General features: G+C 28.3%; 26 protein-coding genes. 18 read left to right on the top strand and 8 right to left on the bottom strand.

Going from position 1 to position 19,647, the window contains the following annotated elements:
* The gene (gene phoB, locus ACTTA8_RS02910; protein ID WP_440654204.1) at positions 1 to 681 is read left to right on the top strand and encodes a phosphate regulon transcriptional regulator PhoB; all 681 of its coding nucleotides are present in this window, start codon (positions 1 to 3) and stop codon (positions 679 to 681) included.
* On the opposite strand, the gene ACTTA8_RS02905 is transcribed toward phoB, so the two are convergent.
* From ACTTA8_RS02905 to znuA, 5 genes are all read right to left on the bottom strand, one after another.
* Positions 670 to 1,326 (bottom strand): MIP/aquaporin family protein, encoded by a 657-nt coding sequence (locus tag ACTTA8_RS02905; protein ID WP_440654202.1) that lies wholly within the window; start codon positions 1,324 to 1,326, stop codon positions 670 to 672. The genes phoB and ACTTA8_RS02905 overlap by 12 nt on opposite strands.
* Positions 1,316 to 1,747 carry an arsenate reductase ArsC gene (locus ACTTA8_RS02900; protein WP_440654200.1) on the bottom strand — a complete coding sequence of 144 codons (432 nt, stop codon included), beginning with the start codon at positions 1,745 to 1,747 and terminating at the stop codon, positions 1,316 to 1,318. Before ACTTA8_RS02900 ends, ACTTA8_RS02905 begins: the two co-directional genes overlap by 11 nt.
* Positions 1,747 to 1,968, bottom strand: coding sequence for a DUF6552 family protein (locus ACTTA8_RS02895; RefSeq protein ID WP_440655460.1), 222 nt, complete (start codon positions 1,966 to 1,968; stop codon positions 1,747 to 1,749). The genes ACTTA8_RS02900 and ACTTA8_RS02895 overlap by 1 nt, the downstream gene beginning before the upstream one ends.
* 59 nt (positions 1,969 to 2,027) lie before the next feature.
* Positions 2,028 to 2,909: a phytanoyl-CoA dioxygenase family protein gene (locus tag ACTTA8_RS02890; protein WP_440654198.1), complete on the bottom strand. Its 882-nt coding sequence runs from the start codon at positions 2,907 to 2,909 to the stop codon at positions 2,028 to 2,030.
* A 132-nt stretch (positions 2,910 to 3,041) separates the two neighbouring features.
* Positions 3,042 to 4,058, bottom strand: a complete 1,017-nt coding sequence (gene znuA / locus ACTTA8_RS02885) for a zinc ABC transporter substrate-binding protein ZnuA (RefSeq protein ID WP_440654197.1) — start codon at positions 4,056 to 4,058, stop codon at positions 3,042 to 3,044.
* A gap of 70 nt (positions 4,059 to 4,128) precedes the next feature.
* Here znuA and ACTTA8_RS02880 point away from each other — a divergent pair, with 70 nt between their 5' ends.
* The 4 genes from ACTTA8_RS02880 to ACTTA8_RS02865 are packed head-to-tail and all read left to right on the top strand — an operon-like array spanning position 4,129 to position 7,102.
* Entirely contained in the window at positions 4,129 to 4,875 is a 747-nt protein-coding gene (locus ACTTA8_RS02880) for an ATP-binding cassette domain-containing protein (RefSeq protein WP_440654195.1), read from the top strand.
* A 1-nt stretch (position 4,876) separates the two neighbouring features.
* On the top strand, positions 4,877 to 5,680 hold the full coding sequence (locus ACTTA8_RS02875; protein WP_440614397.1) for a metal ABC transporter permease: 804 nt from the start codon (positions 4,877 to 4,879) through the stop codon (positions 5,678 to 5,680).
* 25 nt (positions 5,681 to 5,705) lie between these two features.
* The gene (locus ACTTA8_RS02870; RefSeq protein WP_440614396.1) at positions 5,706 to 6,104 is read left to right on the top strand and encodes a Fur family transcriptional regulator; all 399 of its coding nucleotides are present in this window, start codon (positions 5,706 to 5,708) and stop codon (positions 6,102 to 6,104) included.
* Positions 6,104 to 7,102: an Ldh family oxidoreductase gene (locus ACTTA8_RS02865; RefSeq protein WP_440654193.1), complete on the top strand. Its 999-nt coding sequence runs from the start codon at positions 6,104 to 6,106 to the stop codon at positions 7,100 to 7,102. The genes ACTTA8_RS02870 and ACTTA8_RS02865 overlap by 1 nt, the downstream gene beginning before the upstream one ends.
* Here the strand turns inward: ACTTA8_RS02865 and xth are convergent.
* Both xth and ACTTA8_RS02855 read right to left on the bottom strand, forming a co-directional pair.
* Entirely contained in the window at positions 7,094 to 7,870 is a 777-nt protein-coding gene (gene xth, locus ACTTA8_RS02860) for an exodeoxyribonuclease III (protein ID WP_440654192.1), read from the bottom strand. The genes ACTTA8_RS02865 and xth overlap by 9 nt on opposite strands.
* Entirely contained in the window at positions 7,870 to 8,187 is a 318-nt protein-coding gene (locus ACTTA8_RS02855; RefSeq protein ID WP_262589230.1) for a HesB/IscA family protein, read from the bottom strand. Before ACTTA8_RS02855 ends, xth begins: the two co-directional genes overlap by 1 nt.
* 50 nt (positions 8,188 to 8,237) lie before the next feature.
* Between ACTTA8_RS02855 and ACTTA8_RS02850 the strand changes: the two genes are divergently transcribed.
* From ACTTA8_RS02850 to secF, 13 genes are read left to right on the top strand one after another with little or no spacing between them, the layout of a single operon-like run.
* Entirely contained in the window at positions 8,238 to 9,356 is a 1,119-nt protein-coding gene (locus tag ACTTA8_RS02850) for a deoxyguanosinetriphosphate triphosphohydrolase (RefSeq protein ID WP_440654191.1), read from the top strand.
* Positions 9,353 to 11,086 carry an arginine--tRNA ligase gene (gene argS, locus ACTTA8_RS02845; protein ID WP_440654190.1) on the top strand — a complete coding sequence of 578 codons (1,734 nt, stop codon included), beginning with the start codon at positions 9,353 to 9,355 and terminating at the stop codon, positions 11,084 to 11,086. Before ACTTA8_RS02850 ends, argS begins: the two co-directional genes overlap by 4 nt.
* Positions 11,086 to 11,349 carry a hypothetical protein gene (locus ACTTA8_RS02840; protein ID WP_262589227.1) on the top strand — a complete coding sequence of 88 codons (264 nt, stop codon included), beginning with the start codon at positions 11,086 to 11,088 and terminating at the stop codon, positions 11,347 to 11,349. The genes argS and ACTTA8_RS02840 overlap by 1 nt, the downstream gene beginning before the upstream one ends.
* A complete protein-coding gene (locus ACTTA8_RS02835) occupies positions 11,339 to 12,289 on the top strand; it encodes a glycoside hydrolase family 3 N-terminal domain-containing protein (RefSeq protein ID WP_440654188.1) in 951 nt (316 codons plus the stop codon). Before ACTTA8_RS02840 ends, ACTTA8_RS02835 begins: the two co-directional genes overlap by 11 nt.
* 9 nt (positions 12,290 to 12,298) lie before the next feature.
* Complete coding sequence (locus ACTTA8_RS02830; RefSeq protein WP_440654187.1) at positions 12,299 to 13,042, top strand: segregation and condensation protein A; 744 nt, start codon at positions 12,299 to 12,301, stop codon at positions 13,040 to 13,042.
* Entirely contained in the window at positions 13,035 to 13,736 is a 702-nt protein-coding gene (scpB, locus tag ACTTA8_RS02825; protein WP_440654186.1) for an SMC-Scp complex subunit ScpB, read from the top strand. The genes ACTTA8_RS02830 and scpB overlap by 8 nt, the downstream gene beginning before the upstream one ends.
* Positions 13,737 to 13,783: 47 nt before the next feature.
* The gene (gene tatA / locus ACTTA8_RS02820; RefSeq protein WP_262589223.1) at positions 13,784 to 13,984 is read left to right on the top strand and encodes a twin-arginine translocase TatA/TatE family subunit; all 201 of its coding nucleotides are present in this window, start codon (positions 13,784 to 13,786) and stop codon (positions 13,982 to 13,984) included.
* A 5-nt stretch (positions 13,985 to 13,989) separates the two neighbouring features.
* Positions 13,990 to 14,208 carry a Sec-independent protein translocase protein TatB gene (tatB, locus tag ACTTA8_RS02815; protein ID WP_262589222.1) on the top strand — a complete coding sequence of 73 codons (219 nt, stop codon included), beginning with the start codon at positions 13,990 to 13,992 and terminating at the stop codon, positions 14,206 to 14,208.
* Entirely contained in the window at positions 14,201 to 14,971 is a 771-nt protein-coding gene (gene tatC, locus ACTTA8_RS02810; protein ID WP_262589221.1) for a twin-arginine translocase subunit TatC, read from the top strand. Before tatB ends, tatC begins: the two co-directional genes overlap by 8 nt.
* On the top strand, positions 14,964 to 16,223 hold the full coding sequence (serS, locus tag ACTTA8_RS02805; protein ID WP_440648414.1) for a serine--tRNA ligase: 1,260 nt from the start codon (positions 14,964 to 14,966) through the stop codon (positions 16,221 to 16,223). The genes tatC and serS overlap by 8 nt, the downstream gene beginning before the upstream one ends.
* Positions 16,224 to 16,276: 53 nt before the next feature.
* Entirely contained in the window at positions 16,277 to 16,567 is a 291-nt protein-coding gene (gene yajC, locus ACTTA8_RS02800) for a preprotein translocase subunit YajC (protein ID WP_440654184.1), read from the top strand.
* Positions 16,568 to 16,580: 13 nt separating this feature from the next.
* Positions 16,581 to 18,134, top strand: a complete 1,554-nt coding sequence (gene secD, locus ACTTA8_RS02795) for a protein translocase subunit SecD (RefSeq protein WP_440654183.1) — start codon at positions 16,581 to 16,583, stop codon at positions 18,132 to 18,134.
* Positions 18,134 to 19,030 carry a protein translocase subunit SecF gene (gene secF, locus ACTTA8_RS02790; protein WP_440654182.1) on the top strand — a complete coding sequence of 299 codons (897 nt, stop codon included), beginning with the start codon at positions 18,134 to 18,136 and terminating at the stop codon, positions 19,028 to 19,030. Before secD ends, secF begins: the two co-directional genes overlap by 1 nt.
* Here the strand turns inward: secF and ACTTA8_RS02785 are convergent.
* A complete protein-coding gene (locus tag ACTTA8_RS02785) occupies positions 19,027 to 19,629 on the bottom strand; it encodes a urate hydroxylase PuuD (protein ID WP_440654181.1) in 603 nt (200 codons plus the stop codon). The genes secF and ACTTA8_RS02785 overlap by 4 nt on opposite strands.
* Positions 19,630 to 19,647: the final 18 nt, after the last annotated feature.

The raw sequence follows: 19,647 nt of genomic DNA, 5'->3' as shown, positions 1-19,647 counted from the left end.
ATGAATGGTAGGATATTTATTATTGAGGACGAACCTTCAATAATTCAATTAGTTCAACATAATCTAGAAAAAAATGGTTTTATAGTATCATCCTCATTAAATGGTAATGATGGTTTAAAAGAATTAAAAAAATTTCAGCCTGATCTGTTATTGTTAGATTGGATGTTGCCTGATCTTTCAGGGATAGAAATATGTAAAAGTATAAGAAAAGATAATAGTTTTAAAAGTTTACCTGTGATTATGCTAACCGCTAAAGGGGAAGAAGAAGACAAAATAAAAGGTTTAGATAGCGGTGTAGATGATTATTTAACAAAACCGTTCAGTTTTAATGAATTGATGGCAAGAATTAAAGCTGTCTTAAGAAGATCTAATCCAAATATAATATCTGATAGTTTAGAGTATGAAGATTTAATCTTAGATAGGATTGAAAAAAGAGTATTTAGAGACCAACAAGAAATTAAGCTTGGACCAACAGAATTTAGATTGTTGGAATTTTTTTTAACTAATCCAAAGAGAGTTTATTCAAGAGATCAAATTTTAGAAAATGTTTGGCCAAATAATGTAAATGTTGAAAGCAGAACTATTGATGTCCATATCAGAAGACTAAGACAATCTGTAAATTTAAAAAATAAAAAGGAATTAATTAGAACTGTAAGATCTTCTGGTTATTCACTTATTTAAAAAAACTTTTTTTACTAGATAAACAGCTATTATCATTCCAATTAATTCTGCCATTATATAAAATGGTGTATTTAAATAATTTATACCTGTAAAAGATTCTGTAAAAGTTCTAGCTATTGCTACTGCAGGATTTGCAAATGATGTTGATGAAGTAAACCAGTAACCAGCTGTAATATATAAACCAACTGAAGCAGCTACAGCAATTTTACCCGATTTCATTGAACCAAAAATTATCATTATAAGACCTAAAGTAGCTACTATTTCTGATACAAATATATAAACACCATCTCTTGATTTTGTTGACAGCTCAAATATTTGATGTTCAAAAAAGAAGTTAGCTAAAGCTACACCCAACATACAGCCTAAGATTTGAGCAGAAATATAAAAGGGAAGTAATCTTTTTTTTAATTTTCCCGTAATTACCATTGCAATACTAACAAATGGATTAAAATGAGCACCTGATACATCAGCAAATACTGTAATTAACACAAATAAACCAGCACCTGTTGCTATAGTATTGGCAATTAGCATTACAGCTATATCATTAGTCAAGTTTTCTGCCATTAAACCTGATCCAACTATGATCATTACTAGAAAACAACTTCCAATAAATTCTGAAAGAAAATATCTACTTTTATTTTTCATTTATCCAATCTCTAATTTTACTACTAATAATATTAAATGTGTTTCTAATGATTATTTGCTTTTCTTCATTATTTGCACTTTGAAGTTTGGATACAGGATCTTCAATATCCCAATGTATTATTTGTTCCTTTTGAGGCCAGATAGGGCACACCTCATTATTTGCGTTACTGCATACAGTAAATACATGATCCATTTTTATTTCATTATTTATAAATTCTTCAAAGTTTTTAGAGCTATAATTTCTTAAATCATAATTTTTGTTTTTCTCTAAAAAACTTTTAACATCTTGATTGATTTTTCCTGATGGATTACTTCCAGCACTAAAAGCTTTAAATTTATTTGGATATTCGTTATTAATAATACTTTCAGCTATAATACTTCTTGCAGAATTACCAGTGCATACAAATAAAACATTTTTCATTAAAAAATAATTTTGTAAATACCAATTACAAATAGTGGAATTTGTAATCCAAAATTAGTTAAAATAGCTTTATCTTTTAATAAAAACCCTGAAATTGTCCATCCAACAACACCAAGTCCATGAAAATATATATTCAGTGGATAAATATTAAGATTTGTAAGTAAAATACCAGTTAATACCAAAAATGTACTGATCCATTTAAGATATTTTTTTAAAAACAACATTCAAAATTTATATGAATGTTATGTTAAAGATTTATTACAAAGAACTTTAATGTAATTTAATTTTTTTGGAGTTCATAGATTGAGACGTAGTGTTTCTTTTTAGGTAGTGGGATTATTGTCGGAACTTTAGTTAATCTTGGTTTTATTGATTTATTTCCTACAATAATATTTTTATCATAATTTTCTAAATTTACTTCAGGATGAGGGTTTCCATCATTGATTAATGGCCAAGCATCACAAGCTCTATAACCAAATAAAATTAAGGGTCTTGAGTTATTCATAAGATTATGTCCAGACCCATGAACTGATCTACAATGAAAAAAAACAACTGTTCCAGCAGTTCCAGTTATAGAAACACTATCTTTAGTTCCTATTTTATTTTTCTTAGTATCTATTTTTCCAACAAAATAATTTTCTTTACTGTGGTGGCTGTATAATTTCTTTTTGTGTGAATTTTTTATTATTTTAAGAGGCCCATTTTTCTCATAGCAATCATCTAAATATATACCAACTGTGATTAAATCATCGTTTGTATGAGGGTAAAAAGCCCAATCTTGGTGCCATCCAATTTCACTCCCTTTTTTCTTATTTGGAAGCTTAAAATTTAATTTACCAAGATGAAATCTAACTGTTCCACCTAACAATTTTTTAGCTATGGATATAATCTTTTTATCTCTAGATAATTCATAGAAAACTTTATGCCTGTTCTGAGGATTATTTAGTCTTAAAATTTCTTTATTTTTGGATGAGTCTGAATTGTAAACAAAATGGTAATTATTATAGGATTGAGTTCCATTTACACCATTACGATATTTTTTCTTTTTCTCTTTTGAAATTACTTCATTAACAATTTTATTTATTTTGTTTATCTTTGTTTGAGAAATTAAATTTTCTTTAACAAGAAAGCCATTTTTTTTAAATAAATTTAAATTGTTCATAAAATCAAATTATAAAGAAAATAAATCCTCTTAGAAAAAATTACAATGCTTATTGTATTATAAAAATATCAGTGAATGTTATATGTTAATCCGAGAATTTAAAAAAATTCCCGGATTAAACCTAATTTTTAATTAACAACCTTTGAAAGATGCAGACATATTTCTAATTAAATTGAAATATAGATCTTTACCCGGATCTAATGTTGCACCCAGAGGATCCAGAACACCAGTTTTAATCTTCATATCTTTTGCTACAGCATTGATAATATCAGGATTAAACTGAGGCTCTGAGAACACACAAGCTACTTTATCATGCTCAATAATTTCTCTTATTTCAGCAAGTTGTTCTGCACCAGGCATTACATCAGTATTAACAGTAAATGCACCTAATATTTTAACGTTAAATCTTTCCTCGAAATATTGATAAGCATCATGAAATACAATTGAAGATACGCTGTTACTTAAACCAGTCATTACATCAATTGTAAGTTTATCAATTTTTTGCAAAGCCTTAGCTAAATTACTTTTGTATTTAGCTTCATTTTTTGGATCATTTTCAATCAAATGTTCTACCATTTCATTTAAGATAGCTTTTGCATTAATTGGGTCCAACCAAATGTGTGGATCAAATTCACCATGAGCATGTCCATCATGATCATCATGTCCGTGGTCGTCATGATCGTCTTCCTTTTTACCATGATCGTCGTGATCGTGGTCGTGATCATCTTCTTTTTTACCGTGATCGTCATCATGTCCATGGTCGTCATGATCATGTTCGTCAAAAATATTTCTTTCTCTAAATTTTAATACTTGTAATCCTTTGATTTCTATTAGTTCAATTTTTTCAGCTTTTTTTGCGATAGAACTTAACGGTTTTTCTAAAAAATTTTCTAAATCTTCTCCTACCCAAAACACAAGATCAGCATTTTGAAGCATTTTTGCATGAGAGGGCTTCATTGCAAATCCATGAGGTGAGCTATAACCATCCACTATTAGATCTAGTTTACCTACACCATCCATTAAATAACTTGCTAATGAATGTATTGGTTTAATAGAAGCAACTACTTTAATTTCAGCATTTGCTGATGAAAATATTGTTAAAAAGGATATTAATGAAAAGATTATTGGTAATTTTTTTAGATTTATCATAAGTAATTATTTAAAAGTTGTTATATTATAACATTATGTAATAATATAACATTTACAAGTCAAGGAATAAATGAATTCTGAGAATAAAACTTTGGTTCAACTAAATAATGCAGGCTTTCGACAAAATGGAAAGTGGTTGGTAGAAGGTGTTTCGTTAAAAGTTGAAAAAGGAAAAATTGTAACTTTAATTGGTCCTAACGGGTCAGGAAAAAGTACAACTGCAAAAATTGCTTTAGGAATTTATAAAAATATAGAAGGGAATGTTGAGAAATATACTAACAAGATTGGATATGTTCCTCAAAAAATATCTATAGATTGGACATTACCTCTTCGTGTTTATGATTTTATGCTGTTGACAGAAAATATTGACGAGGAAGCGATAGATGAAGCTTTAAATCTAACTGGTGTCATTCACTTAAAAAATAAAAATTTAGGAAATTTATCTGGGGGTGAGTTTCAAAGAGTTTTATTAGCAAGGGCTATTTCAAAAAAACCAGAATTATTAGTTCTTGATGAACCTGTTCAAGGTGTAGATTACACAGGTGAAATTGCTCTTTATGAATTGATTAAAAAAATTTCAGACACTCTCAATTGTGGAATTTTGTTAATTTCACATGATTTACACACTGTCATGACAGCTACTGATCATGTTGTTTGTTTAAACGGCCATGTTTGCTGTTCTGGTACACCAATGGATGTGGCAAAAAACACCGAATATAAAACCTTATTTGGCGAAAAAGCATCTCAAATTCTTTCTGTATATGAACATAAACATGATCATGTTCATTCAGAGGAAGGGCAAATAAAGAAAAATTAATATGTTTGATGATTTTTTTATTAGAGCTTTAGTTGCGGGAATAGGTGTGGCTTTAGTTACTGGCCCCTTGGGTTGTTTTGTAATTTGGAGAAGATTATCTTATTTTGGTGATACACTCTCTCACTCAGCTTTATTAGGAGTGACCATGGCTTATTCTTTAGAGTTAAATATAGCCTTATCTGTTTTTGTAATTTCATCTGTAGTTGCTTTAATTCTTATTCAACTTCAAAAAAAAACTAATCTACCTGGTGATGCTTTGCTAGGTTTGTTAGCCCATTCTTCTTTAGCAGTAGGCTTGGTTGTGATAGGTTTTTTAACATTCATTAGATTTGATATAATGGGTCTGTTGTTTGGTGACATATTGGCTGTAACTAAAAATGACATACTAATAATTTGGATAGGTGGCGCTATCATATTGTTGATTTTAAAATTGATATGGAAACCTTTATTTGCGTCTACTGTTAATTACGAATTAGCGGAGGCTGAAGGATTAAATCCTGAGCGCGCTAAAGCCGTATTCACAATTTTAATGGCAGCAATCATCGCAATTTCAATAAAAATGGTAGGATTATTATTAATAACCGGAATGCTAATCATTCCAGCAGCTATGGCCAGAAACATCTCAGACAGTCCTCAGAAAATGATATTTTTCTCAATTATAGGTGGTTTATTATCTGTAATACTGGGATTATTTTCCTCACTTGAGTTTAATACAGCCTCAGGACCATCAATAATTGCTGCATCATTATTTTTATTCATTTTGTCTTTATTTAAAATAAAGCAATCCATTCAATTGAAAAACTAATGACTAATTGATAAGAATTTTATAAATGCAAAAAGAACATAATCTTTCTAAAAACCAAAAAATAATTTTTGATCTTATTGATAAATCTGGTGAACCTATGAAGGCTTATTCAATTCTTTTTAATGTTCAAAAAAAAGGGATTAAAGCACCACTGCAAGTTTATAGAGCTTTAGATAAATTAGTTGAAATTGGAAAAATCCATAAGATCGAAAGTAGAAATGCTTTTATTGCATGTCAAAATTCTAGTTGCCAAATTTCTAAAGCAACAGCTTTTTCTATTTGCGAAAGCTGTGAAAAAGTTTCAGAGATAAATAATTCAAAACTTTCAAAATATTTATCAAATTTTGAGGATGACTCAGGAATGAGATACAATAAGTATAATTTAGAATTTTTTGGTTTATGTAAAAAGTGTAAATCGAAGTAATGAGCACAGTACCTTTAACCTTAGATGAAATATTTGAACTTGCCAAAAAAACTCTTTTGGCTAATGGGTGCGATGATGAAACAGCATCAACTTTATCAGATTTAATAAAAAATGCAGAAAGAGATGGTTCATTATCACATGGTTTATTTAGATTGCCTGCATACGTAACTGGTCTTAAAAGTGGAAAAATTAATGGAAAAGGTAAACCTGAAGTTAAAAAAATATCACCTTCTGTAATTAAAGTTGAGGGAAATAATTGTTTAGCACCTGTTGTTTTAAATAAAGGTTTGCCAGAATTAGCTAAAGCTGCAAAAGAAAATGGTGTTGCAGTATTAGCAATAAACAATTCACATCATATGGCTGCTATGTGGCCTGAAACAGAAAAGTTAGCTGAAGATGGTTTAGTTGCTTTTGCATGTACATCTTACAAACCTGCTGTTGCACCAGCAGGAGCAATAAAACCATTATTTGGAACGAACCCAATTTCATTTGCTTGGCCAAGACCTGGCAAAACACCTGTTGTTTATGATATGGCAACTGCATCGATGGCTATGGGAGAAGTTCAAGTTGCTAAAAGAGAAGGGCACAAAGTTCCACTTGGAACTGGTTTGACTAAAGATGGAAAAGAAACAACTGATCCAGGCGAAATTGCTGATGGTGGAGTATTATTACCTTTTGGTGGTTACAAAGGTTCTGCAATTGCAATGATGGTTGAATTATTAGCGGGCGCTTTAGTTGGTGACAATTTTAGTTATGAAACAGCTACTAAAGATAATAACGATGGTGGTCCTCCAAGTGGTGGTGAATTTATATTAGCAATAAATCCAGATAAAACATCAGGTACTGATTGGCAGAAACATGCAGAAGAATTTTTTGAGAATATGAAATCAATGGGTGAAGTAAGATTACCAGGTGAAAGACGTCATAAAAATAGATTGGACACTGGTCCAAGAAATATAAACGAAGAGTTAGTTAATAAAATTAAATCTTTAAGCTAAAGTAATTTCAATAGGGGTGTGGTCAGAGGGTTTTTCTCTCCCACGAGGATCTTTGTTGATGTTTATATCCTTAATTTGATCAATTAATGAATTTGAAACTAAAAAATGATCAATTCTCATGCCATTATTTTTTTGCCAGGCACCTCTCATATAATCCCAAAACGTATATCCTTCTTTTTCTTCATTAAAATATCTATAAACATCGTTAAAACCTAGATTTATCATCTCTCTAAATTTTTTTCTGATTTCCAACCTGTATAAAGCGTCATCCTCGAAACTTTTTACATTATAAACATCTTCTGCAGATGGAATTATATTAAAATCACCTGCAAGAATTAAGTTTGGATTTTTCTTAGATAAAGTTTTTAGTTGTTTGATTAATTGATCTAGCCAATTTTTTTTGTAGTCATATTTTTCAGTATCAACAGGATTTCCATTTGGAGTGTATATATTTATTAATTGAATATTTTTTTTTTTATGTTCAAATTCAGCAGAAATTATTCTTGATTGTTTAAATTTATCTTTAATTAAATCAGTTTTAATATTTTTTAATTTATTTTTAGAAATAATTGCTACACCATTGTAACTCTTTTGACCAAATACGTGGCTTTCATAATCCATTGAAGAAAAATCATCGTAAGGAAAATTGATATCCTCTGTTTTGATTTCCTGCATCATTAAAATATCTGGTTTATATTTTAATAAATAACTTTTAATATTTTCAGTTCGTGCTCTTACAGAATTGACATTCCAGGATGAAATCAGCATTAAAGTGAGAAAGAAACACCACAACCACAAGAAGATTTTGTTTGTGGATTAGATATTTTAAATTGTTCACCTATTAACTCAGAAACATAATCAACTTCAGATCCTTTAAGTAAATCTGCAGAAGTTTTATCAATTAAAATATTTTGATAATTTAAATCGTCGTCTTGTTTTGATTTATCAAAAGTGAATTCGTATTGAAATCCTGAACAACCACCACCTTTAATAGCGATTCTAAAAAATGAACCTTTGTCTTTTTTTGCTAACAAACTTTCTATTTGTTTTAACGCATTATCTGTAAATTTAATTTCTTTAATCATGTCTCAACACTGATATTACTAATATAATACTTAATTATTTTAATTAAAGGATGAAAAAAGACGCTTTGTTAGGGGTATACAAAAGTAAAGGCAGACTAATTAAGGAAGCTAACTCAAAATATCGATCTCCTTTTCAAAGAGACAGAGATCGTATTATTCATAGTGCATCATTTAGAAGGTTAAAACATAAAACCCAAGTATTTGTTAATACTGAGGGAGATCATTTTAGAACAAGGATTACTCACTCAATAGAAGTTGCTCAAATTGCAAGATCAATAGCTAAATATTTAAAATTAAATGAGGATTTAGCCGAAACTTTAAGTTTAGCACATGATTTAGGCCACCCGCCGTTCGGTCATGCTGGAGAAGATGCCTTACATGAATGCATGGAGAATTATGGTGGTTTTGATCACAACCTTCAAACTTTAAGAATAGTTATGTTTTTAGAAAATAAGTATTTTAAATTTAAGGGATTAAATTTAACTATAGAAACGTTAGAAGGTCTTCTTAAACATAACGGACCAGTTGAGGATATTGGTTTAGTTAACAAGCTAATAGGGCTGAAAACCTTTAAAGGTAAAATTAAATATAATTCATTTCCCTCTCTTGAAGCTCAAATTTCAGCAATTTCAGATGATATTGCATATAACAATCATGATATTCAAGACGGAATAAAAGCTAATCTTTTTAAAATGGAGGAATTGATCGAAATAGATTTTTTTAAAAATATTCATAAAAAATATAAAAATAAAATTACTAATAAAAATTATAAAATTGCAATTTATCAAATTATAAGAGACTCAATTGATCTCATGGTTAGAGATTTATTGAACAATACCCAAAAAAATATTCAAAAACTTAAGGTAAAATCCTCAAGAGATGTAGCTAAATCTAATGAGTTAATTGTTTGCTTTTCTAACCAAATTAAGAATGCAGAAAAAGAAATTAAATCTTTCTTAAGATACAAAATGTATGACAATAAATCAATATTGAAAAAAAATCATAAAGGTAAATTAATAATTAAGAAATTATTTAAAATAATTAAATCAAATCCAAGAAAATTTTTGTCCAAAGATCAATTGACTAAAGACAAATATAGAGCTATTTCAGATTTTATATCTGGTATGACTGATAGATATGCTATTAACCTTTATAACGATAATAAATGAATATTTTTGAATTATATTTAGACAAAATTAAATCAGTTATTGTTGATTTGAATAAAAATAATCAGCTAGAAATTCCAGAGAGTTTTAATGGTATTAATGCAGAAATACCTCCACCAAAATTTGATTGTGATATTTCAACAAATGTTGCAATGGTTTTATCAAAAATCAATAAAACCTCACCATTACAGCTTGCAGAAAAACTTGCTCCTGAAATTAAAAATAATGACAGCGAAATTGAAACAATATCTGTAGCCAAACCAGGATTTATTAATATTAAATTTAAACCATCTTTTTGGTCAAATTTTATTAAAAATATCACAGAAAATGCAGATAGTTTTGGAATTAATGAGAAAGAGAAAAAAAATAATTATTTAGTAGAGTTTGTTTCAGCAAACCCGACAGGTCCTTTACATGTAGGACATTGTAGAGGCGCTATTCTAGGTGATGTTATCTCTAATGTTTTAATTTTTAATAAACATAAAGTTACAAAAGAATATTATGTGAATGATTATGGTAACCAAATTATAAATTTTACTAAATCCGTATATTTTAGAATTAGAGAAGTTCATTTTAAAGAAACATTTCCTGAAGATAATCCTGATTTGTATCCTGGGGATTATCTAATTGATTTTGCAAAAAATATAATTTCAAATAATTCAAATATTAACTTTGATAATTTTGACGAAATTAGCGATAAATTAACTGCCTTATCAATAGAGCAGGCACTTCTGCTTATCAAAAACAATCTTAAAAGCTTGGGTATTAAACATGATAATTTTGTTAGTGAAAAAAATATCGTATTAAACAATGAAGTTGAAAGTGTAATAGATTTTTTAGAAAAAAATAACTTTATTTATAAAGGAAAAATCAAAGCCCCCGCTGGTGAAGATAACAAAGATTGGGTTGAAAGAGAGCAATTATTATTTAAATCCACAGACTTTGGAGACGATAAAGATCGTGCACTTCAAAAATCAGATGGTACATGGACTTATTTTGCAAGTGACGTTGCTTATCATAAAAATAAAGTTGATAGAAATTTTGATTACTTAATCAATATTCTTGGAGCAGATCACGCAGGTTATATAAAACGGATTACTTCATCTGTTGAAGCACTGTCAGGAAAAAAAGATACATTAATTTGTAAAATTAGTCAGTTAGTAAAATTAATAAAAGATAACAAGCCTTTTAAAATGTCTAAAAGAAAAGGGGATTACATTACGGTTGATGACTTGATTGAAGAAGTTGGAAAAGATGCAACAAGATTTATTATGCTTAACAGAAGTAGTGATGTTGAATTAGATTTTGATTTCGATGCAGTCAAAGAAAAATCTAAAGACAATCCATTATATTATGTTCAATATTGTTATGCTAGAATTTCATCTGTATTTAGACATATAGATAAAGACTTAAATTCAAAAATTGAATTAAATGATTTCAATTTTGAATATTCTAATGATGAAATTAAAATTTTAAAAAAATTATCTGAGTGGCCAAAATGTATAGATTCTGCAAGCACAAAATTAGAACCACATAGAATACCTGTATACTTATACGATCTTGCATCGGAATTTCACTCGTTTTGGAATTTAGGAAAACAATTTCCAGAAAAAAGGTTCATTAATGATCAAAAAACAGTTTCACCAGATAAATTGATATTTTTGAAAGCTATTTCTAATGTTATTAAAACAGGTATGGATATTGTTGGTGTTGATACACCCAATCAAATGTAATGCTTAAAGAAATAAAGTACTTAATATTTGTTTTAGTAATACTTTTATTTATTTTTTTTACAGGAAAATATTATTTTTCAGATGAACACAAAAAAAAATCATACAGATCTCATCAAAATATTGATGAGAAAATAAAATTATATTCAAAAAATTTACCAGTTTTAGAGAATGATACACAAAATGTAATTGAGTATGTTAAGCAAACAAACAAAAAGAAAAAGAAAAAGTTTAATTTTTGGAAATTATTAGATAATGATAAGTAAAAGAAAATCTTTTATAGTTGGTTTAAAATCAACAAAATTATCTAAAAATGAAATTTTATTTCTAAAAAAATATAAACCCTGGGGAATTGTCCTATTTACTAGAAATATTAAATCTTTTGATCAAGTTAAAAAATTAACCTCTAGCATTAGAAAAATTTTTAAGGATAAAAAATATCCAATCATGATTGATCAAGAAGGAGGAAGAGTAAACAGACTAAAAAATTTAATTTCCTTTGATAATATGACATCTGAATATTTTGGAGATTTGTTTAGTAAAGATAAAAAAAAATTTGAAATCGTTTATAAGTTATTTGTAGATAAGACCTCTTATTTATTGAATTTAATTGGTGTGAATATCAATACTGTTCCAGTTTTAGATCTTAGAGTTAATGGTGCAAGCAAAGTAATTGGTGATCGATCTTATTCAAAAAATAAAAAAATTGTCTCTAAATTAGGTGATATTTGTATTGAATTATTTCAAAATAACTCAATAGGAACTGTAATAAAGCATATACCTGGTCATGGTTTAGCAAAAGTCGACAGTCATTATTCAACACCGATTATTAATAAAACATATGGATATCTTCTCAAAAACGATTTTTGGACATTTAAAAAGAAGAAATGTTTATTTGCAATGACAGGTCATGTTGTTTATTCAAAAATTGATAAAAATAACACTGCCACTCACTCTAAAAAAATAATTAATATTATTAGGAAAAATATAGGATTTAAGAATATTTTAATTTCAGATGACTTATCAATGAAGAGTTTAAGTGATGATTTAAAAATTAATACCATTAATTTATTCAGTGCAGGTTGTAATATAGCACTTCATTGCAATGGAAATATGAAAGAAATGAAGATAGTTGCAGAAAATTCACCTCAAGTGAATAGTTTTATTGTTAAAAAAACATCTCAATTTTATAAAATTTTAAGTTAATATCTTTTCATGTCTGCCACTGATTCTGAATTATTTAATGTCGATATAAATAATTATAATGGACCATTAGATGTACTTTTAGATTTAGCAAAAGCTCAAAAAGTTGATTTAGAAGAAATATCTATAACTAAGTTAGCAGATCAATTTCATGAGTATATTACCAATGAAAAAAACTTAAATTTAGAAATTGCTTCTGAATATCTTTTAATGGCTACTTGGTTAGCTTATTTAAAATCAAAATTACTTTTACCTGGTACCCCTGAAGAAGAATTTAAAGTTCAAGAAGTTGCAGAAAAGTTAAAATTACAGCTAAAAAAATTAGAATTAATTCGATTATTATCTGAACAAATGCTTAAGAGAAAAAGATTAGGTAGAGAGATCAGAACTAGGGGCATGAAAGGAAGTATTAGATCAATTTATAGCACGGAATATAACTTAAGTTTATTTGAGCTAATGAAAGCTTACTCAACAATAATAATGACTAAAGATTTTCAAAAAATGAATATTCCAAAACTTCCTGTGTTCACAACAGAAGATGGGATCAAAACAATTAGAGAATTTTTTGGTAAACTATTTGAATGGAAAAAATTGGACGATTTAATACCAAGTAATTTTAAAAGTGGTTCAAAATACAAGAAAACTGGTAAAGCAGGAATATTTGCTGGATCATTAGAATTAGTTAAAGAAGGAAATTTATCAATTAAACAAGATAAATTGTTTGATGAAATATATATAAAGGAAATATATGATTAAAAAAGCAAAAGCTTCAAAAGATAATGTTTTAAAGTTTCCATCAAAATTATCGGATTTGGATAAAGAAATAGAAGCAATTATTTTTGCGGCAGCTGAGCCTTTAGATGTAGATACAATAGAAAGTAAAGTTTCTAAAAAAGGTAACGTTCCAGAGTCTTTAGAAAAATTAAGACAAGAATATTCAAATAGGGGAATTAATTTAATTTGTATAAAAGATAAGTGGTCTTTTAGAACGTCACCAAACTTATCAAGTTTGATGTCTCAAGAAAAAACTGTTGAAAAGAAACTATCAAGAGCTGCAGTAGAGACATTGGCTATAATTGTTTATCACCAACCGGTTACGAGAGCTGAAATTGAAGAAATAAGGGGAGTTGCTTTTGGTACTAATACTTTAGAGATATTAATGGAATTAAATTGGGTAAAACCAGGTGGTCGAAAAGATGTTCCAGGTAGACCAATTCAGTACATAACTACTGATGATTTTTTAAGTCATTTTAACATACAAAAATTATCTGATCTTCCAACAATTGATGAATTAGGAGCTGCTGGTTTAATTGATAGTTCAAGTGTTGATAATGCTATTTTTGGGACTGGAAAATTTTACAAAGAAAAGCAAGAAGAGAAAAAAGAAGATATTTATTCTAATATAGATGAAATGCTTAATAGCACTCTAGATCCCGAAGATAAAGAATAGTAAAAAAGTAACTTTCAAAACAACCTTAAAAAGGTTATAAGTTTTTTATGAGTATAGGAATTTGGCAAATAGCTATTGTAGTTATATTAGTTGTTTTATTGTTTGGAAGAGGAAAGATTTCAAGCTTAATGGGTGATGTAGCTAAAGGAATTAAAAGTTTCAAAAAAGGAATGGCATCAGACGTAACTGATGACACAGAGCCAAAAAATATATCTGACGATAACAAAGACTCGGATAACAAAAACTAATTTAAATGCCTACTATCGGTTGGTTTGAAATTTTAATTGTAGTTGCTATTGCTATAATAGTTCTTGGTCCAAAGGATTTTCCAGTAATGTTAAAAAAAGCAGGCTCGTGGATCGGATCAGCAAAAAGATACGTTAACAATATTCAAAATGAAGTTTCAAATCTAGAGATAGATGAAGAAAAAATTGATAACGAAATAAAAAAAGAAATTAAAAAAGATGAGTAATGAAGATCAGGAAGGTGGATTTGTTAGTCACCTTACAGAATTAAGAAAAAGATTGATAAATAGCTTTATCTTTTTATTTATCTTTTTTGTAATTTGTTACTTATTTGCAGAACATATCTATGGTTTCCTTGTTGATCCATTTGCAAGAGCTGTAAAAGAAGATGGCTCTGATAGAAGATTAATATTTACAGCTTTACAAGAAACCTTTTTAACATATCTTAAAGTATCATTCTTTACTGCTTTTTTTGTTACATGTCCTTTTATCTTAATGCAAATTTGGAAATTTATTGCACCAGGTTTGTATAAACATGAAAAGGTAGCAATTCTGCCTTACCTTATATTAACACCAATATTATTTTTTCTAGGAGGGATGCTCGTTTATTATTTGATAATGCCACTTGCGATTAAATTTTTTCTTTCATTTGAAAGCACAGGTCTTTCTACAAATTTACCAATCCAATTAGAAGCTAAAGTTAATGAATATTTATCACTAGTTATGAAATTAATTTTTGCTTTTGGTATCAGTTTTCAGTTACCAGTTGTTTTAAGTTTATTAGCAAGAATCGGAATTGTTGATAGTCAATTTTTAAAAGAGAGAAGAAAATATGTAGTTGTTATTATATTTGCAGCAGCTGCATTGTTAACACCACCGGATCCAATAACTCAAATAGGTTTAGCAATACCTTTATTAATTCTGTATGAATTATCAATATTTTCAGTAAAATTTATAGAAAATAAAAATTTACAAAAAGAAGATGCATAACATTAAAGAAATACGAAAAGATTTTTCCAAATTTCAAAAATCTCTTGAAAAAAGAAATTTAGAAGTAGATTTTGAAAAAATTCAAAAATTAGATGAACAAAATAGAAATTTAATTCAAAAAAAAGAAAGTTTAGAAAAAGAAAAAAAAGATATTTCTAAATCAAAAGATGAGAGTTTATTTAAGAAATCTAAAGAAATTAGCAAGGAACTCGAGAAAATTGTAGAAGATCAAAAACAAATTAAGTTTGATTTAGATAGTATACTGTCTAGCATACCCAATATACCACATGAAGATGTTCCAAATGGTAAAGACGAAAATGATAACAAAGAAATATTAAAATCAGGAGAGATACCCAATTTAGAATTTAAACCTAAAACACATTACGAATTAGGAGAAAAACTAAATATGCTTGATTTTGATTTAGCTACAAAAACTACTGGTTCAAGATTTGTATTTGTAAAAGATAAATTGGCTCTTTTAGAAAGGGCAATATCAAATTTTATGCTTGATACGCATATTCATCAAAATGGTTATCAGGAAATATCACCTCCATTAATGGCATCAGAAAGCACTATGTACGGCACTGGCCAGTTGCCAAAATTTGAAAATGATCAGTTTGAAATTAAATTTGACGAAGGTTCAGATAGAAAATTTTTGATACCAACAGCAGAAGTGATTTTAACCAATATTGTTAAAGATAAAATGATTGATCTTAATAATTTACCAATGAGATTTGTTGCTTCAACTCCTTGTTTTAGAAAAGAAGCTGGAAGTTATGGAAAGGATACAAGAGGCATGATTAGGCAGCATCAATTTTACAAAGTTGAAATGGTAAGCATTGTTGAGAATGAAAAATGTTTAGAAGAATTAGAGAGAATGACAAATTGTGCCACTGACATACTAGATAAATTAGAATTACCTTATCGAAAAGTAATTTTATGTTCAGGTGATATGGGTTTTAGCGCAGAGAAGACCTATGATATTGAGGTATGGTTACCATCAGAAAATAAATATAGAGAAATATCTTCATGTTCATCTTGTTCGACGTTTCAAGCACAGCGTATGAAGGCAAGATATAAAAATAATAATAAGGAAAATGTTTTTGCAGGTACGTTAAATGGAAGCGGTTTAGCTGTTGGAAGAACTCTGATTGCAATTATGGAAAACTATCAGCAAAAAGATGGTTCTATTATAATTCCTAAAGTTCTAAGACCTTATATGAACAATATGGAATTGATTTCTAACAATTAAAGTTGTTTTAATTAGTTAGATGGTATAAGAATGCCATAATTTAAAGGAGTTTTATGGAAGGTTCAGGAATAGGTCAATTTATACCGCTAATTTTAATTTTTGTTATTTTTTATTTTTTCTTAATCAGACCACAGCAAAAAAAAGTTAAAGAGCATAAAGTAATGGTCGAAGGTTTAAAGAGAGGTGATAAAGTAGTCACATCAGGTGGTATAACAGGAAGAGTAGAAAGATTAATTGATAACGATAAAGTAGAAGTTGAAATAGCTGAAAATGTCAAAGTAGAAATTGTTAAAGCTACAGGTATTCAAAGTCTCTTAAACAATACTCCAGAAGTTAAAAAATAATCAATTAAGATAAGTGCTTTATTTTTCTAAACTGAGAATCTTATTTGTAACTTTATTTTCTTTATTATTTATTTTAATTGCTTCATCAAATTTATTTAAGTTCGATGATAGTTTTTTTAATAAGAAAATAAATCTTGGTTTAGATTTACAAGGTGGCTCTTATCTTCTACTTGAAATTGATAATGAGCCTGTAATTGAACAAAAATTACAAAATTTAACAACCACTATTAGAAATTATTTCAAAGAGAAAAACATCAAAGTTAATAATATTAAAATTGATAATCAAAATATTTTTTTCAATGTTGCTGATTTAGACAAACAAGCAGTACTAGATGTGTTTCAAGATGAAAATAGTGATCTAAATCCTTATTACCCAAGATTTAAATCACACCAACTTGATATCGAAGATAATGGTATCAATTTAAAAGTAAGTTTTTCAAGACAAGGCATAATCAATCTTAAAACTTCATCGCAAGATCAAGCTATAGAAATTGTAAGAAGAAGGGTAGATGAAGTCGGTACTAATGAACCAAATATTTTAAAGAGAGGTAATGATAGAATTCTAGTTGAACTTCCTGGGTTAGATGATCCTCAAAGAATTAAATCACTATTAGGAAAAACTGCAAATCTTACATTTAGATTTGTAACTAATGATGAAAGCGATAGATTTGGTGTTGAGAAGTTAAAATTTGAAGATGGTTTAGAAGAGGCAACAGTAAGCAAAAGAATAATCATCAGTGGTGAAAATCTATTAGATGCACAACCAAAAATGGACACTCAAAACAATCAAACTATTGTGTCATTTACATTAGATAGAGTAGGAGCCAAAAGATTTGGTAAAGCAACATCTACTGGTATTGGAAAACAATTAGCCATTGTTTTAGATGGAAGAATAATTAGTGCACCTGTTGTTAGAGATACAATAGCAAGTGGATCTGGACAGATCAGTGGGGGATTTACTTTCCAAAGTGCTACAGATTTAGCTTTATTATTAAGATCTGGAGCATTACCTGCCCCATTAGATATTATAGAGGAAAGAACTGTAGGTCCTGATCTAGGACAAGATTCGATTAATGCAGGAATGATCGCTTTAGCTATAGGTTTTTTATTAGTTATTATTTTTATGTTTGTTAAATACAAAGTGTTTGGATTAATCACTAACGTAACATTAATAATAAATTTATTTTTATTACTTGGTATTTTAACTTTATTTGAAGCAACACTAACTCTTCCAGGTATAGCAGGGATAATTTTAACTGTTGGAATGGCAGTTGACGCAAATGTTTTAATCTTTGAAAGAATTAAGGAAGAACTTAAAGATGAAAGTAATAATATTTTAGCTTTTGATGGAGGTTACACAAAATCAAGAACAGCAATTATTGATGCAAATATTACTACTTTATTAGCAGCTATAATTTTATTTTTTATGGGTTCTGGTCCAGTAAAAGGATTTGCTGTTACTCTAGGTGTTGGAATTTTTACAACACTATTTTCAGTTTATTTTATAGCAAGATTGTTCACTAGTCTTTATGTGACAAGAAATAAAAATAAGGAAAAACTAATCTAATGATAGCATTCAATAAATACTATAATCACTTTAACATACTATCTATATTCTTAATTGCAGCATCACTTTTATTACTAATTTTTAAAGGTTTAAATTACGGTATAGACTTTAAAGGTGGAACATTGATTGAATTAAGGTCAACAGATAGCAAAATTAGTGTTAGTTCATTGAGAGATAAATTTAATCAAATGTATTTAGGAGATGTTTCTGTTAAAAAATTTGGAAATGATACTGATTTTCTAATTAAATTTGAAAATAAAGATAATAAAAAAAATATTATAGAAGATATTAAAAAAGATTTAGACAGTTCTTTTGGAAATAACTATGATTTTAGAAGAGTTGAAAATGTAGGTCCTAAAGTTAGTGCTGAATTGCTTAAAGCTGGCGTGATAGCAATTTCTTTATCTTTAACTGTAATGCTTATTTATATTTGGATACGTTTCGAGTGGCAATTTAGTTTGGGCGCAATTTTGGCATTATTTCATGATGTAATTGTTACATTGGGAATTTTTTCATTGTTTAGTCTTGAGATTAATTTATCAATTATTGCAGCTGTTCTAACTATTGTTGGTTATTCTATGAATGACACAGTTGTAATCTTTGATCGTGTTAGAGAAAATTTGAGAAAATATTCAGACATTAAAATTTTTGAATTAACAAATATTTCAATTAATGAAACTTTATCTAGAACAATAATAACCTCAGCTACAACTTTGTTAGCTTTATTGGCGATATTCTTTTTTGGTGGCGAAATTTTAAAAGGTTTTTCTTTAGCAATGATACTTGGTGTTGTGTTTGGAACTTATTCTTCGATTTATATAGCTAATACAGTTTTAGTGAGATTAAGAGTATCACAAAAAACAGTCTTAAGAGAAGACGATAGTAAAACAGTTTAATATAAGTTTTGAGCAGCTACCATTGAAAGTAACATTGGTAGAGATAAAAGTGTATTTGTTCTTGAAAATAACATTGCAGTTTTAGCAGACTTAGCTTTTGTTTCTGGATCAGCTTCAACTATTCCTAAAGCTCTTTTTTGGTTTGGCCAAATCACAAACCAAACATTAAAAGCCATTACAATTCCTAACCACATACCAATTCCTATTGCTGTATGTTTTGGAACACCAGATCCAATGCTAAAAGTCATAGCATCATGTAAATATCCATTTAACAGAGCTAAAATTAATCCTGAAAGAACAGTAAACGCAGCTGCCCATCTAAAATAAAATAATGCAGCAGGAGCAATTACTTTCCCAATAGCAGGTTTTTGTTCATCAGGTATTTTTCCCATATTTGGAATTTGAACAAAATTAAAATACCACAACAATCCTATCCACATTATTGCAACAACAACATGAATGTATCTAAATAACCAGCTCCAAAAAAGAGTATCGAATGCAATACCATCATTTAAATAGGAAAGACCTAAAAACAATATAATTACTAATGCAAGCGATGCATGAATTGTTTTAGATAGTGATGATAATAAACTGCTCATGATTCTTAATTAATATAC

The sequence above is a fragment of the Candidatus Pelagibacter sp. HIMB1506 genome (genome assembly GCF_052047935.1).
Lineage (GTDB): Bacteria > Pseudomonadota > Alphaproteobacteria > Pelagibacterales > Pelagibacteraceae > Pelagibacter.
The sequence above is the reverse complement of the archived record's forward strand: the minus strand, read 5'-3'. Positions and strand labels throughout refer to the sequence as shown.

What these genes read in the sequence shown, in the direction of transcription:
- ACTTA8_RS02880 (WP_440654195.1), top strand. Translation starts at nt 4,129, where the DNA reads ATGAATTCTGAGAATAAAACTTTGGTTCAACTAAATAATGCAGGCTTT.
- scpB (WP_440654186.1), top strand. Translation starts at nt 13,035, where the DNA reads ATGATTAAAAAAGCAAAAGCTTCAAAAGATAATGTTTTAAAGTTTCCA.
- ACTTA8_RS02905 (WP_440654202.1), bottom strand. Translation starts at nt 1,326, where the DNA reads ATGAAAAATAAAAGTAGATATTTTCTTTCAGAATTTATTGGAAGTTGT.
- ACTTA8_RS02870 (WP_440614396.1), top strand. Translation starts at nt 5,706, where the DNA reads ATGCAAAAAGAACATAATCTTTCTAAAAACCAAAAAATAATTTTTGAT.
- ACTTA8_RS02890 (WP_440654198.1), bottom strand. Translation starts at nt 2,909, where the DNA reads ATGAACAATTTAAATTTATTTAAAAAAAATGGCTTTCTTGTTAAAGAA.
- ACTTA8_RS02900 (WP_440654200.1), bottom strand. Translation starts at nt 1,747, where the DNA reads ATGAAAAATGTTTTATTTGTATGCACTGGTAATTCTGCAAGAAGTATT.
- argS (WP_440654190.1), top strand. Translation starts at nt 9,353, where the DNA reads ATGAATATTTTTGAATTATATTTAGACAAAATTAAATCAGTTATTGTT.
- tatB (WP_262589222.1), top strand. Translation starts at nt 13,990, where the DNA reads ATGCCTACTATCGGTTGGTTTGAAATTTTAATTGTAGTTGCTATTGCT.
- ACTTA8_RS02850 (WP_440654191.1), top strand. Translation starts at nt 8,238, where the DNA reads ATGAAAAAAGACGCTTTGTTAGGGGTATACAAAAGTAAAGGCAGACTA.
- ACTTA8_RS02875 (WP_440614397.1), top strand. Translation starts at nt 4,877, where the DNA reads ATGTTTGATGATTTTTTTATTAGAGCTTTAGTTGCGGGAATAGGTGTG.
- secF (WP_440654182.1), top strand. Translation starts at nt 18,134, where the DNA reads ATGATAGCATTCAATAAATACTATAATCACTTTAACATACTATCTATA.
- tatC (WP_262589221.1), top strand. Translation starts at nt 14,201, where the DNA reads ATGAGTAATGAAGATCAGGAAGGTGGATTTGTTAGTCACCTTACAGAA.
- xth (WP_440654192.1), bottom strand. Translation starts at nt 7,870, where the DNA reads ATGCTGATTTCATCCTGGAATGTCAATTCTGTAAGAGCACGAACTGAA.
- znuA (WP_440654197.1), bottom strand. Translation starts at nt 4,058, where the DNA reads ATGATAAATCTAAAAAAATTACCAATAATCTTTTCATTAATATCCTTT.
- ACTTA8_RS02835 (WP_440654188.1), top strand. Translation starts at nt 11,339, where the DNA reads ATGATAAGTAAAAGAAAATCTTTTATAGTTGGTTTAAAATCAACAAAA.
- tatA (WP_262589223.1), top strand. Translation starts at nt 13,784, where the DNA reads ATGAGTATAGGAATTTGGCAAATAGCTATTGTAGTTATATTAGTTGTT.
- ACTTA8_RS02865 (WP_440654193.1), top strand. Translation starts at nt 6,104, where the DNA reads ATGAGCACAGTACCTTTAACCTTAGATGAAATATTTGAACTTGCCAAA.
- ACTTA8_RS02840 (WP_262589227.1), top strand. Translation starts at nt 11,086, where the DNA reads ATGCTTAAAGAAATAAAGTACTTAATATTTGTTTTAGTAATACTTTTA.
- ACTTA8_RS02830 (WP_440654187.1), top strand. Translation starts at nt 12,299, where the DNA reads ATGTCTGCCACTGATTCTGAATTATTTAATGTCGATATAAATAATTAT.
- phoB (WP_440654204.1), top strand. Translation starts at nt 1, where the DNA reads ATGAATGGTAGGATATTTATTATTGAGGACGAACCTTCAATAATTCAA.
- ACTTA8_RS02855 (WP_262589230.1), bottom strand. Translation starts at nt 8,187, where the DNA reads ATGATTAAAGAAATTAAATTTACAGATAATGCGTTAAAACAAATAGAA.
- serS (WP_440648414.1), top strand. Translation starts at nt 14,964, where the DNA reads ATGCATAACATTAAAGAAATACGAAAAGATTTTTCCAAATTTCAAAAA.
- ACTTA8_RS02785 (WP_440654181.1), bottom strand. Translation starts at nt 19,629, where the DNA reads ATGAGCAGTTTATTATCATCACTATCTAAAACAATTCATGCATCGCTT.
- yajC (WP_440654184.1), top strand. Translation starts at nt 16,277, where the DNA reads ATGGAAGGTTCAGGAATAGGTCAATTTATACCGCTAATTTTAATTTTT.